Source organism: Catenibacterium mitsuokai (genome assembly GCF_025148785.1).
Classification (GTDB): domain Bacteria; phylum Bacillota_I; class Bacilli_A; order Erysipelotrichales; family Coprobacillaceae; genus Catenibacterium; species Catenibacterium mitsuoka.
Genome location: NZ_CP102271.1, coordinates 604,669 through 617,799, shown reverse-complemented (window position 1 = coordinate 617,799; position 13,131 = coordinate 604,669). Strand labels below are relative to the sequence as shown.

The following is a 13,131-nucleotide window of genomic DNA, read 5'->3' as shown; positions in this document are numbered from 1 at the left end:
TTTATGCCTCAGTAAGTATACCAAATTTTTCACATAAATACCATACTTTTATATGTACAAAATACAAAAAACGATAAAAAAATAGCGTATTTTTCGACAAAATAAAGAAATTTTGTTACAGTCCACTATTTTATACGAGATAACAATAATAATTTATTAGCATTGTTCTAATTTTTCAACAATTACCATAATATATATTATATTTGATGCACAAAAAAAGCTATTCATTGAATTCTCAATAAATAGCTTGATGTTTGTTAAGCATTGATTGCACGTGTAATAGCTGGAACAACCTGCTTCTTACGAGAGATAACGCCTGGTAAGTTTGCTTCATGTTCAACTAACTGTACATTGAAGGCATTTTCTACATATTCTGGATGAGTACCAGCAACAAATACTTCACTTGTTGCATTGATGACATCAGTTAATAATAGAACTGCTGTATCAAATCCATTTTCAACACATAGATTTTCCATATATTCAAGCATTTCACCTTTAAGTGGTGCAAAGCCATCGATATCCATAGTATTAACCTGAGCGATACCTACTTTTGCGTCACCAATATTGAATGCCTTGTAATCCTGGTTATAGATTTCTTCAATAGTCTTACCAACTAATGAAGTACCAGCCTTAAACATTGCAAGACCGAATTCTTCGGCATCTACACCTGCGATAGAAGCTAATTCTAAGGCAATTTCCTTATCAGTCTTTGTACAAGTTGGAGATCTGAATAATAATGTATCAGAGATGATAGCTGCTAACATTAAACCAGCTACATTCTTAGGAATTTCTACACCCTGTTCCTTATACATCTTTGCAATGATTGTACAAGTACAGCCAAGTGGTTCAGCTCTAAACTGTAATGGACCAACAGTCTGGAAATCAGCCACTCTGTGGTGGTCAACTACTTCTAGGATTTCAGCTTCTTCAATACCTTCTACAGCCTGTCCTCTTTCGTTATGGTCAACAAGAATCATCTTCTTATGATCACCAGTAATAACCTGGAAACGAGAGATAGTACCTACTACCTGATCATTTAAGTCAATAACAGGATATGAATGATATCTCGTTTCACTCATAACTTCCTTTAAGTAATCTACAGTATCATCTGTAGAAAAGCATGTTAAATCACCCTTCTGCATAACATACTCAACAGGTACTGCCTGAATGATCTGCTGTGAAGTCTTGAATGTAGTGAAAGCAGTAGTCACTACGCTGACACCTGCATTCTTGCATTCTTCTAGAACTGATTCTTCTAAGTGTAATGAGTTAGTAAGGATGATTAAATCAACCTTCTTCTTCAACATTTCACGAATACCTTCAGTTCTGTCACCACCAGTGATGATAACATCATGTTCATTGACATGATCAATAACTTCCTGAGAATTCATACCAGTAATATGAAGACTACCCTTGATAGTACGTAATTCAGGGTTTAAATAAACAATCTTAGCGTCTAATGTATCTACAACGTTTTCGATTGGTGTATGTGCATTCTTTAAGATATCTTTATCCCAGTCTTCCATATAACCTTCAATAATGTTTGTAGAAGATAATAAACCAAGAAGATGAGAATGATCATCTAATACTGGTGCACTCTTTAAGTTCATCTGGCACATTAATGACCAGGCAGTTCTTAAAGTAAGTTCTTTAGAGAATAGAGTCACCTGATCATAATCAAGATCTTCTACTTTCTGCTTAACAGACTTTAATAGCTGTGGTGTATGTGCATTAAATCTTTTTAATACATACTCAGTTTCACGGCTGACTTCACCAAGTCTTACTGGGACTGCCTGTCCGTATTTATGAGTCGCATTTAATAAATATGAGTAACTGATGGCCGCACAAATTGAATCAGTATCAGGATTCTTATGACCACTTACGTAAACAATATCCATGTTTTTCCTCCTACGCTTTCTTTAAATAACGATAAATTGTTGGTTCAGAAACATCTAGCTTATCAGCAACAAGGGCAATTGCACCTTTCACCTTGAATGTTCCTTTCTCCTGCAAGTATTTAACAACTCTAATCTTTTCTTCTACTTTTAATCTTTCTGCATGAACATAAGACGGAACTCCCATATTCTGCATGCATTCATTGATGTACTTTTCTACCATCTCATCAAGTGGTGAAGATAAGATTTCGATTGGGCTGTCATATTTAAATTCTACATTTGTATTATCTTTAATACCTAGAATTCTTCTCATCGCAGTTTCAATATATTCAAAATCTGTGACGTTAACGTTAATACAGAGCATACCGACAGGATAAACATTTCCTGGTTCCTTGATCCAGTATGTTGCAGATTTCAACAGTTTACCATCAGGTCCAGCTGTTTTGTAGTTCATGACATAGTCATTTTTTTCATACTGTTTTGTTTCTAAATAATGAATAGATAAATTTGAAAGCTTAGCACCAACTTCTCTGCCAGAAATCTCACCATTTGCGATAGCAACAACTTCCTGTTCAGGAGATGTGAGATCGTGTAAAGCTACTTCAACATTATCGCCTAACGCAACACCTAAGAATGGGACAAGTGCTGCATAGGGTTCTAATAATTTATGCATTATACTTCCTCCTTTACAACAGAGTATTTTATCATAATAAAAAATATCAGTAAATTATTATTATCATAAAACAGAAATTTTTTATCAAATAGAAAAACAGGAATCAGAAGATTCTGATTCCTGAGTTTAATAATAATGCATAAGTTGCAATAAAATTCAATACAAAACTAACGATTCCTGTAATCAAGCATGCCTTTGCCTTCTTAGGCGTCATTCTTCTTTTCATAAAGAAGAAGATAACACCCATAAAAGGGAATAGGAATGAAATGATACATAATCCAATTGAAGCACGGTCTTCTTCATGATAAGGACTTGTATATCCATTACTAGAAGCATAGTCTTCCATAGTTGTATAGTCAGTTCTATTTTCTAATCTAACAGGTTCTCCACAATTAGGGCAGAACTTTGTACCTGCCTCTAATTCTTTACCACATCGCGTACAATACATTTATTCACCACTTAATTTTTCATCAATAGCCTTAGCTGCTTTTTTACCAGCACCCATAGCAAGAATTACAGTAGCAGCACCAGTAACAACGTCACCACCAGCCCATACGCCTTCTTTAGATGTATGGTTAGTTTCTTCTTCTACAATGATACCGCCCCACTTCTGGCAGTCAAGGCCAGGAGTAGTCTGTCTGATTAATGGGTTTGGAGACTGACCGATTGCGATAACAACTGTACCACAATCAATTGTGAAGTTAGTACCTTCTTTTACAACTGGTCTTCTTCTACCAGATGCATCTGGTTCTCCTAATTCCATTTCTACACATTCAAGTGATTTAACTGCACCATTATCACCATGAACAGCAACTGGATTAGTTAATAACTTAAAGATAATACCTTCTTCCTTAGCATGATGTACTTCTTCAGCACGTGCAGGAATTTCAGCATCACTACGACGATATACGATATATACGTTCTTAGCACCTAGTCTCTTAGCAGTTCTTGCAGCATCCATAGCTACGTTACCAGCACCTACAACACATACTGTATCAGCTACTTTTACTGGAGTAGGATGGTTAGGGAATTCATAACCCTTCATTAAGTTAACACGAGTTAAGAATTCATTGGCAGCATAAACACCATCAAGGTTTTCACCTGGGATACCCTGGAAACGAGGTAAACCAGCACCAGCACCTACGAATACAGCATCATAGCCGCTTTCCTGTAACTCGTCAATTGTAATAGAACGACCTACTACAACGTTTGTTTCAAACTTAACACCTAAGTCTGCAACACCATCAATTTCAGCCTGTACTAAATCTTTTGGCAAACGGAATTCTGGGATACCATAAGATAATACACCACCAGTTTTATGTAATGCTTCAAATACAGTTACATCATAACCACGTTTAGCAAGTTCACCTGCACAAGAAATACCTGAAGGTCCTGAACCTACAATAGCAACTTTCTTGCCGTTCTTTTCAATCTTAGTTTCAGTTGGTTTACCATATTCTCTATGATAATCAGCAACAAATCTTTCAAGTCTACCAATACCTACTGATTCACCCTTGATACCTCTAATACATTTACCTTCACACTGATTTTCCTGTGGACATACACGACCACAGATTGCAGGTAAAGCATTTTCTGTAGTGATGATTTCATAAGCTTTTTCAAAATCACCATTTACTACTTCCTGAATAAACTGAGGAATAGGAACATTAACTGGACATCCATCTACACAACGAGGCTTTTTACAGTTTAAGCAGCGAGCTGCTTCTTCCTGAGCCATTTCTTTAGTATATCCTAAAGCAACTTCCTTAAAGTTAGTTGCACGAATTTCTGGTTCCTGAGAAGGCATTTCTACCTTTTTATTTGACATATTAGGCATATTATTTAACCCCCTTCATTAAGTTACACATACGGTCTGCATTGCTGTCAACAAGATGTTCTTCTTCCTTGAACATTCTCTGTCTTGCCATTAATTCATCAAAATCAACATTTAAACCATCGAAGTCTGGCCCATCAACGCAGGCAAACTTGATCTTACCATCAACAGTTACACGGCAGCATCCGCACATACCAGTACCATCAATCATGATTGGGTTAAGTGAAACCATTGTCTTAATGTCTCTAGGCTTAGTTACTCCAACAACTGCCTTCATCATTACGACTGGTCCGATTGCAATAACTTCATCATACTTTTCACCCTTATCAAGTAAATCAGTTAAAACATCAGTTACAAAACCTTTTGTACCTACAGAACCATCATTAGTTGCGATATAAACATGATCACAGAATTCTTTAAAACGATCTGCCCATAATACATACTGTTCTTCACGTCCACCGATAATTACATCAACCTTAGTACCAAGTTCAGCTAACTTTCTTAACTGTGGGAATAATGGTGCACTACCAACACCACCAGCGACACCGATGACATGATCTTTCTTTTCTAGATGAGTTGGTACTCCAAGAGGACCTACGAAGTCAGTGATATAATCGCCTTCTTCTAATTTTGCAAGCTGTTTAGTAGAGTAACCTACAATCTGATAAATTATTGTGATTGTTTCCTTTTCTCTATCATAATCAGCAATTGTAAGAGGGATTCTTTCTCCATCTTCTCCTACACGTAAAATAATAAACTGCCCTGGTTCACATTTTCTTGAAACCATTGGCGCATGTACTTCCATTAACTGTACAACGTCATTAAGTACTTCTTTCTTTACAATCTTATACATATTCTCAATCCTTTCTGAATCTTATTTAATCTTATCACATATTAGGCTTCTATTCAATGTCGCTTCATAGTAAATTAATGCGCTATCATGTGGTATTTTCAAGAATTGAGAGGATGTTGACAGATGTAATTATTTGTGTTTTAGTTTATGAGACAAGGAGAATATTTATGAGTAGAAGAGTTATATTTTTTGATATCGATGGTACTTTATCTACAGAAACAGACTTTACTGTTCCTGAAAGTACAAAGAAAGCAATCAAACTAGCTCAGGATAATGGACATATCCTGATGGTGAATACTGGGCGTACTATTTGTATTATAGAAGATATAATTAAGGAATTAGGATTAGATGGTTATATCTGTGGATGTGGGACTAATATCTACTATCATGATAAAGAAATCTATCATGCTACACTTCCTTCAGAATTAAAGAAAGGAATTGTGAATAAGGCTGTTGAATTAGATATTGATGCAGTATTAGAAGGTCCTGAATGTGTTTATTTCCCTGAAACAATTAAGACAAAGACAGTCCAGGAAATCAAAGAACGTTATAAAGATATTAAGGTAAATGTACCTGTATATCATAAAGATGAAGAACCTAAATTTGATAAGTTCACTGCATGGTATACACCAGAAGATGATATTGAAGCATTTAAGGATGCATTTAAGAACGATTTAGAATATATCCAGCGTGCTGAAGACTTCATTGAAGTTGTTCCTAAAGCTTGTTCTAAAGCCACAGGTATTCAGACATTTATTGATCTCATTGGTGCTTCTATTGATGATTGTATTTCTATTGGTGATTCTACCAACGATCTACCAATGTTGACTTATACTAAGGAATCAGTAGCGATGGGTAATTCTAATCCAGTTCTATTTGATTATGTAACCTATATTACAACTGATATTGAAGATGATGGCATCTATAATGCCTTAAAACATTTTAACGTCATCTAATCAAAAAGCAGCCCATTTAACTTAGGCTGCTTTTTGAAATGATACGATTCTTTCTCCATGGAATGAGACTTGTCCCTTTTGTCCTTCTAGATATTCATGAGGCTTTGTTACTTTAAGTATAATTTCTTTTCCTAGCTCAGATTCAAATATAATTTTATCATCAAGGACTTGTTTTACAATCACATCTTCAGTGATGTAGTATCTTGTAAGGAACAAATATAAAAACAACAATAGTAGAAAAATAAAAAGCACAAGATTCACCTCTTTCATATACAATTATTGTAACAGAAAAGATGTGTAATACTTGTGATTTTTTGACTTTAAAATAATTTTTTTATGAATGGGATTTTCAATACAATATATAGGATCAGTACGCCGCTCATATTCAGAATGATATCATCTATATCTGCTGATCCAACCTTCCAAATGTATTGAATAACCTCTACTCCTACAATCATAAATAAGAAAAAGAAGAAATAAGGTTGAAATGAACGCATTGATTTAAATAAGACATATACAAAATAACCAAAAGGCATGAACAACATGACATTCCCAATCATATTCAAAATAATATTCTTAATAGGTAATGTATGTCTTTCATAAGCTGTGTAATAAAGAAGTATTGTCTTTAATGGACTGATATTCACACTACTAACCGCTTTGACATGTCTTAATGCTGGGTTAAGGAACAATTGATAAGTAAGATTTATAAGGTAGATGATGAATGCGATACTATGAAGTATAGTAAACATTCTTCTTTTATTTTTTACTACATTTCTTGCATCATAGGCATAACCTACTAAACCAATCATCTGAATAATAACAAGTACAAATGTCTGTGTAATAGAAAACTTGATTGTATAAGAAATGATATCGATTAATTGAATAATGAAAGCGACAGCTGCAGTAAGTAAGAATAAAAAACGTTTATGTTTCATGACAGTGTCCTCCGACAGACCATTTTAGTCATTTTATTATAATGAGTCAACAACCGTTTTTATTTAACATAATTTAACATAAAAAGAGAAGCCTAAGCTTCTCTCATCTCAAATGAAAATCAAGATTTTTGGCATTTAGTCACTTGACTTAAGCTCCACTATCTTTAAATATTCTTTTTACATTATTTCAACAATAGTCCTTTTAACATTCACTTTTTTTGCTTCATTTTCATCAAAGTCTGCTAATATACCCTTACCATCGCCTACTTTTTCTAATAGATCATGCCCTTTATATATTTCAATTTCCTGCGAGAACCAGCAATCCTGCTTTGCAAAACAAATTTCATGATTTTCAAAGCAAAAAATAATAGCCTTAGTGTCCCACATATCGTATTCTACATTCTGCTCAAACATTAAAGTTGTATGATCATTAACTAATATTATTTTGTGAATTATTTCGTTAACATTTGTTTCGTTGATAACGTTATTAATTCTAGGTTCAATAGCATCCCATTTTGAATTAGCGATACGGAATACTGTAGCTTCATTATCTAACGCAAGAAAATCCATTGCCTCATATTCATTAGTCAATTCAAACACTTTACCGTCTATTTCAAGTCCTAAGATAGCAGTCACAGAATTTGTATAAAAAAATTCTGCATGTTTATACTTAGTTAAGTTTTTCCCAATGAACGATTTTATTAATGCTGTATCAAATCTGAAATCATATTGCTTCATTTCTTCTCATCTTCCTTTCCAAAATGAATTTTTTGTGTTTTTATACCACCAGAATCTGTACTTCTCGAAATATTTATATTCACAGCAGGATAGTTATCAGATTTTGTAATAGGTCTGAAAGTTATAATACTTCCATCAGCCATATATGTTATTTTACCTTTTCCATTATCTAAATCCATTTCTATACCACCAAACGAAATCTTTTTATAGAAATCTTTTCCTATGTTCACCGGATCATTTCCATAAATAACTCGAACTCGACTACTAGTCCCTTTATCACCAAAATATCCATTCTGATATTTAAACGAACTTTTAAGACCATTAAGATTATCAATAATACCGTGATAACTTTGCGCTCCACCCTTATAACTAACCCCCATATGTTAAACCTCTTTCATATGAGTCATTTCAAATTCACTAGGAAATCTGTGAAATTTTGTAAGACCTTCAAATTCTTTAAATATTGATTTTGGCATGCACCCATGAACTATAACATCAGTAGGTTCCAAAACTTCTATCATTTTAGATAGCCCATTTTTAAAATTTTCTTTTTGCTGTTTGGACTTACAACATCCGTGCGTACTAACAGATACTATATACCTCTTTGGTATGCCTAAAAAACAGAATTCATAGCTTTTTTCATTTGTCCATCTAACATTTGGTATTACAGGAATACCTTTCTTAGCAAAGAAAAAAGCAATTGCTCGATTCATATATGTGCTAGTTTCTAATAAACATTTAGAATTATCAATAAACATAGTTGGATCTGGTGAAATTATCCCATCATATGTCTTAAATAACTCAACGTATTTCTCAGGGTGAGTTAATATACTTTTAAAATATTTATCATGCACATAAAAATGAACATATTTATTTCTGTCAATGTTCTTTCTTGATTTAGTAAATGGGACCAACTCTTTTGGCACTTGAAGGTTATTCATATTTTGTAACACTGGAATACCTGCTTCTCCAATAAAAGTAGCTCCTTCCACTAAAAAATTGTTAAAATCATCATCGTATATTAGTTTTTTCATTCTATAAACACTTCCTTCCTATATAAATATACTTTGACATAACTTACTCGGAAGTGTTATTATACATGTGTAATTTCTTGGAAACATTTCCGAGTATGAATTCATTATTTGCTGCAACAAATAATGAATTCTTTTTTTTATTCTCATAATTTCATCACCTCCTCAATAAAAGGGTTTGTTTTCAATCTAGTTACTGCAATAACCAAATTAGTGAAAACCACTACAAACGCCCTTTTTCTCTCTCTGAGATAGCATGTTCAAGTTGAATTTTCGCAGCTTTTTTAGATACATTACATGCATTTACAATCTCATCAATTGACATGTCTATAACTAAATGAGATCCCATCAGCATTTCTGCTGCAAAGTAATTTGCTTGCCATTCAGCACTTTTGTACGCAGGAAATCTTTCATTCGTTCTAGCAAAAACCAGCGCTTCACCATCATGCAAAAATAAATGTCCTATTTCATGAGCAATAGTAAATAAATCTTTAGATGATCCTTCTAATGCTTTTAAATACACACTAGTCTTAACTTTCACAATTTTTAAGTTATGATCAGTATAAGCTTCAACACCATTAAGTTCATCGTCTTCAACATATAAAAATCTATAATCATGAAAAATTTTAGGAATTATTTGTTCCCAAAAAAACATAATCGGAAATTGCAAACGATCGTAAAAGTCACAGTGTTTTTTGATTGTATTTACAATTTCCCTTATATCCATCATGCTTCTAGCTTTTACAATGTGATCGATCATTTATTTTCCTCCAATAGTTTCTTTATTTTTAATAGTGTATCATCATCGATATTTTCAATTCTACGGGCAAATCGATATGTAAGCTCTGTCTGACTTTTATTTAGTTTATCTAAATATATAGTTGTCTCCTTATTGGCTTCCATACTTGCTATTCGTAATTCCTCCTCCTGTTCTTTTGTTAAATGATAATTTTCAATTATTTTTTCTATCAATGAATCAGTCATTTTTTTCGTTTCATTTTCAACAGCAGATAAAAAAGAAATTGATACCCCTGTCTTTGAAGCCATATCTTTTAAATACTCATCGTTTTCAAGTCTCAATCTTCTTAAAAACTTCGCTAATCTTCCTTTCATCTTTCATCCTCCATCTTTGCACAATCATAATTCTAACATATGTCACTTAATAATTCAACCATTATGGTTGAATTATTATTCTTTTTTGTGTAACCAATAAATTGATTATACAAGAATATATCTCCTCTTATGAAAAAGATACAAGATGAATGATAAGAGTTTACTATCATTTACTTTCTTAAGGAAGTGATCCTCTATTTGAAATGATGAAAAAATATCGTGATATAGTTAAGAATATCGATTATGTATTTGATAGAACTAATGATTCGTAATACCTTACAGAGTAATTAATTATATATTGCATAGAATAAATTGAGTAAGCCAATCTATTTTTTATGCACAAAAAAGAGGAGAGCCGTAAGGCTTTCCTCTAAGTGGTTTTAAGAATTATTTCTTAGCGAATGGAGATTCGTAATCGTAGATTGTTTCTAGGATAGTTTCCATATCTTTAACCATAGGCATTCTTGGGTTAGCAGGAGTACACTGGTCTTCGTATGCGTTCATAGCGATTCTATGTACTGATTCTTCCCAATCAGCTTTGCTGATGTTCTGTGACTTAACGTTTACAGCACCACCAACTTTTACCCATAACTTTTCAACAGCCTGTGCGAACATTTCAACACCTTCTGCATCAGTCTTTGGATGTAAGCCGATTAATTCAGCTAATTCTCTATATTTCTTATCTGCCTTATAGTCTTCAATCTTTGGCCAGATGTTTAACTTAGTTGGAACTGTACCATTGTATCTGATTACATGTGGTAATAACATACCGTTAGTACGTCCATGAGGAATATGCCATTCTCCACCGATCTTATGAGCTAATGAGTGGTTCATTCCTAAGAATGCGTTAGCGAATGCCATACCTGCAATTGATGCAGCGTTATGCATCTTGATTCTAGCATCAGGATCACCTTCAAGTACTGACTTTTCAAGGTTTTCGAATACTAACTTAACAGCCTGTTTAGCCCAACCATCAGTGAAGTCAGAAGCTAAGATTGAAACATATGCTTCAATAGCATGAGTTAATACGTCGATACCAGTATCAGCAGCGATTCTTGGTGGCATAGACATAGCGAATTCAGGGTCAACAATTGCGATTGTTGGAGTTAAAGCGTAGTCAGTTAATGGATATTTCTTGTTTTCCTTAGTATCAGTGATAACTGCGAATGGAGTTACTTCTGAACCTGTACCTGAAGTAGTTGGGATACATACTAACTTAGCTTTCTTACCAAGTTCTGGGAACTTGAATGCTCTCTTTCTGATATCCATGAATTTCTGCTTGATGTCATCGAAGTTAACTTCTGGATGTTCATACATTAACCACATAACTTTAGCAGCATCCATTGAAGATCCACCACCGATAGCAATGATTGTATCAGGCTGGAAGCTCTTCATGATTTCAAGACCCTTAAGAGTCATATCTAAAGATGGATCTGGTTCAACGTCGATGAATAAGTCAACGTCTACTTTGTTACGTCTTCTTCTGATAACGTCTTCGATCTTTCCTACATAACCAAGGTCATACATACCTCTGTCTGTAACGATCATTGCTTTCTTCATTTCCTTCATATCTCTAAGATATCTGATTGAATTTCTTTCGAAATAAATCTTTGGAGGAAGTTTAACCCATTGCATATTGTTGTTACGTCTCCCTATTCTCTTAATGTTTAGTAAGTTAATAGCACTTACGTTGTTTGATACTGAGTTATGACCATAAGAACCACAACCAAGTGTTAATGAAGGTAAGAATGCGTTGTATACTGAACCGATACCACCGAATGTAGATGGAGCGTTTTCAATAATACGGATAGCTTTGATTCTCTTACCGAATGCTTTAGAAATTTCATGATTAGTAGTATGGATTGCAGCTGAATGTCCTAAACCGTTGAATTCAACAGTCTGAGCAGCCTTTTCAATACCATCTTCAGTAGAGTTTGCTTTGATCATACCTAATACTGGAGAAAGTTTTTCTCTAGTCATTGGTTCGTTAGGACCGATTTCCTTAACTTCACAAACTAAGATCTGAATATCATCAGATACTTTGAAACCAGCCTGTTCAGCGATCCAAGTAGCGTTCTTACCTGGAACGATGCTGTTTAATCGAGCTTCATTTACGTTTTCACTGTATGCTGTTGCACCGAACATGAACTGTTCAAGTTTCTTCTTTTCTTCAGCATTACAGAAATGTACATGATAACGACCAAGTTCTTTCTTGAATTCATCATAGATTTCGTGGTCTACAACAACTACCTGTTCAGATGCACAAATCATACCGTTATCGAATGATTTTGATAAATAAATATCGTTTGCTGCCATTTTGATTTTACAAGACTTTTCTACGTATGCAGGAACGTTACCAGCACCTACACCTAAAGCAGGTTTACCACAAGAGTAAGCAGCCTTAACCATTGCGTTACCACCAGTAGCTAAGATAGTAGCAACACCTGGATGATTCATTAATGCACTAGTTGCATACATAGTTTTCATTGGTAACCACTGGATTACGTTCTTAGGAGCACCAGCTTTTACAGCAGCATCTAACATTACCTTAGCAGCCATAACTGAACAGTCATGAGCACCTGGGTGGAATGAGAAGATGATTGGGTTTCTAGTCTTCATAGCGATTAAAGACTTAAAGATAACTGTAGAAGTTGGGTTTGTTACTGGAACGATACCACAAACAACACCAACTGGTTCAGCGATTTCAGTGATACCAGTAAGTGGATCTTCATTAATAATACCTACAGTCTTTGTATGACGCATGTTGTTAGTAACATATTCACAAGCGAATAAGTTCTTAACAGCTTTGTCTTCAAATACACCACGGCCAGTTTCTTTTACTGCAGCTTCTGCAAGAACACCGTGTTTATCAAGACCAGCAACTGACATCTTTGCTACGATGTAGTCAACAGTTTCCTGATCAAAACCTTCGAATTCGTCTAATGCTGTTAATGCGTTATTAACTAACTCATCAATGCAAGCATCAGTCTTTTCTTCTGTCCATTCTTCAACTTTCTTTTCGACTTTCTTATCAGCCATTTTTATATCCTCCATTGACCAAAATATTTCTTCTTCATATTTTGTAAGTTCACTATACATG

Annotated in this window: 14 protein-coding genes; 1 reads left to right on the top strand and 13 read right to left on the bottom strand. The window is 34.2% G+C overall.

What is annotated here, in order from left to right; translation table 11 throughout:
* Positions 1 to 257 precede the first annotated feature (257 nt).
* The 5 genes from NQ499_RS03015 to NQ499_RS02995 all read right to left on the bottom strand — a co-directional run bounded on the left by NQ499_RS03015 (position 258) and on the right by NQ499_RS02995 (position 5,255).
* On the bottom strand, positions 258 to 1,898 hold the full coding sequence (locus NQ499_RS03015; protein ID WP_006504484.1) for a putative manganese-dependent inorganic diphosphatase: 1,641 nt from the start codon (positions 1,896 to 1,898) through the stop codon (positions 258 to 260).
* Between the two features lie 10 nt (positions 1,899 to 1,908).
* On the bottom strand, positions 1,909 to 2,568 hold the full coding sequence (locus NQ499_RS03010) for a helix-turn-helix transcriptional regulator (protein ID WP_006504485.1): 660 nt from the start codon (positions 2,566 to 2,568) through the stop codon (positions 1,909 to 1,911).
* Positions 2,569 to 2,671: 103 nt separating this feature from the next.
* Positions 2,672 to 3,016 carry a zinc-ribbon domain-containing protein gene (locus tag NQ499_RS03005; protein ID WP_006504486.1) on the bottom strand — a complete coding sequence of 115 codons (345 nt, stop codon included), beginning with the start codon at positions 3,014 to 3,016 and terminating at the stop codon, positions 2,672 to 2,674.
* A complete protein-coding gene (gene gltA, locus NQ499_RS03000; RefSeq protein WP_006504487.1) occupies positions 3,017 to 4,405 on the bottom strand; it encodes an NADPH-dependent glutamate synthase in 1,389 nt (462 codons plus the stop codon).
* A 1-nt stretch (position 4,406) separates the two neighbouring features.
* Positions 4,407 to 5,255: a sulfide/dihydroorotate dehydrogenase-like FAD/NAD-binding protein gene (locus NQ499_RS02995; RefSeq protein ID WP_006504488.1), complete on the bottom strand. Its 849-nt coding sequence runs from the start codon at positions 5,253 to 5,255 to the stop codon at positions 4,407 to 4,409.
* 167 nt (positions 5,256 to 5,422) lie between these two features.
* On the opposite strand from NQ499_RS02995, the gene NQ499_RS02990 reads away from it, so the two are divergent.
* Complete coding sequence (locus tag NQ499_RS02990) at positions 5,423 to 6,211, top strand: HAD family hydrolase (protein ID WP_040389562.1); 789 nt, start codon at positions 5,423 to 5,425, stop codon at positions 6,209 to 6,211.
* A gap of 21 nt (positions 6,212 to 6,232) precedes the next feature.
* Here the strand turns inward: NQ499_RS02990 and NQ499_RS02985 are convergent, their stop codons facing one another.
* The 8 genes from NQ499_RS02985 to adhE form a co-directional block, all read right to left on the bottom strand.
* Positions 6,233 to 6,463 carry a hypothetical protein gene (locus NQ499_RS02985; protein WP_259848596.1) on the bottom strand — a complete coding sequence of 77 codons (231 nt, stop codon included), beginning with the start codon at positions 6,461 to 6,463 and terminating at the stop codon, positions 6,233 to 6,235.
* Between the two features lie 68 nt (positions 6,464 to 6,531).
* On the bottom strand, positions 6,532 to 7,149 hold the full coding sequence (locus tag NQ499_RS02980) for a VanZ family protein (RefSeq protein ID WP_259848595.1): 618 nt from the start codon (positions 7,147 to 7,149) through the stop codon (positions 6,532 to 6,534).
* A 177-nt stretch (positions 7,150 to 7,326) separates the two neighbouring features.
* A complete protein-coding gene (locus NQ499_RS02975) occupies positions 7,327 to 7,887 on the bottom strand; it encodes a hypothetical protein (RefSeq protein ID WP_006504492.1) in 561 nt (186 codons plus the stop codon).
* Positions 7,884 to 8,267, bottom strand: a complete 384-nt coding sequence (locus NQ499_RS02970) for a hypothetical protein (RefSeq protein ID WP_006504493.1) — start codon at positions 8,265 to 8,267, stop codon at positions 7,884 to 7,886. Before NQ499_RS02970 ends, NQ499_RS02975 begins: the two co-directional genes overlap by 4 nt.
* A 3-nt stretch (positions 8,268 to 8,270) precedes the next feature.
* Positions 8,271 to 8,921, bottom strand: coding sequence for a DUF4417 domain-containing protein (locus NQ499_RS02965; RefSeq protein WP_006504494.1), 651 nt, complete (start codon positions 8,919 to 8,921; stop codon positions 8,271 to 8,273).
* Positions 8,922 to 9,141: 220 nt separating this feature from the next.
* Positions 9,142 to 9,678, bottom strand: a complete 537-nt coding sequence (locus tag NQ499_RS02960) for an ImmA/IrrE family metallo-endopeptidase (protein WP_006504495.1) — start codon at positions 9,676 to 9,678, stop codon at positions 9,142 to 9,144.
* Positions 9,675 to 10,031 carry a helix-turn-helix domain-containing protein gene (locus tag NQ499_RS02955; RefSeq protein ID WP_006504496.1) on the bottom strand — a complete coding sequence of 119 codons (357 nt, stop codon included), beginning with the start codon at positions 10,029 to 10,031 and terminating at the stop codon, positions 9,675 to 9,677. The genes NQ499_RS02960 and NQ499_RS02955 overlap by 4 nt, the downstream gene beginning before the upstream one ends.
* A gap of 387 nt (positions 10,032 to 10,418) precedes the next feature.
* A complete protein-coding gene (adhE, locus tag NQ499_RS02950) occupies positions 10,419 to 13,070 on the bottom strand; it encodes a bifunctional acetaldehyde-CoA/alcohol dehydrogenase (protein ID WP_040389564.1) in 2,652 nt (883 codons plus the stop codon).
* Positions 13,071 to 13,131: the final 61 nt, after the last annotated feature.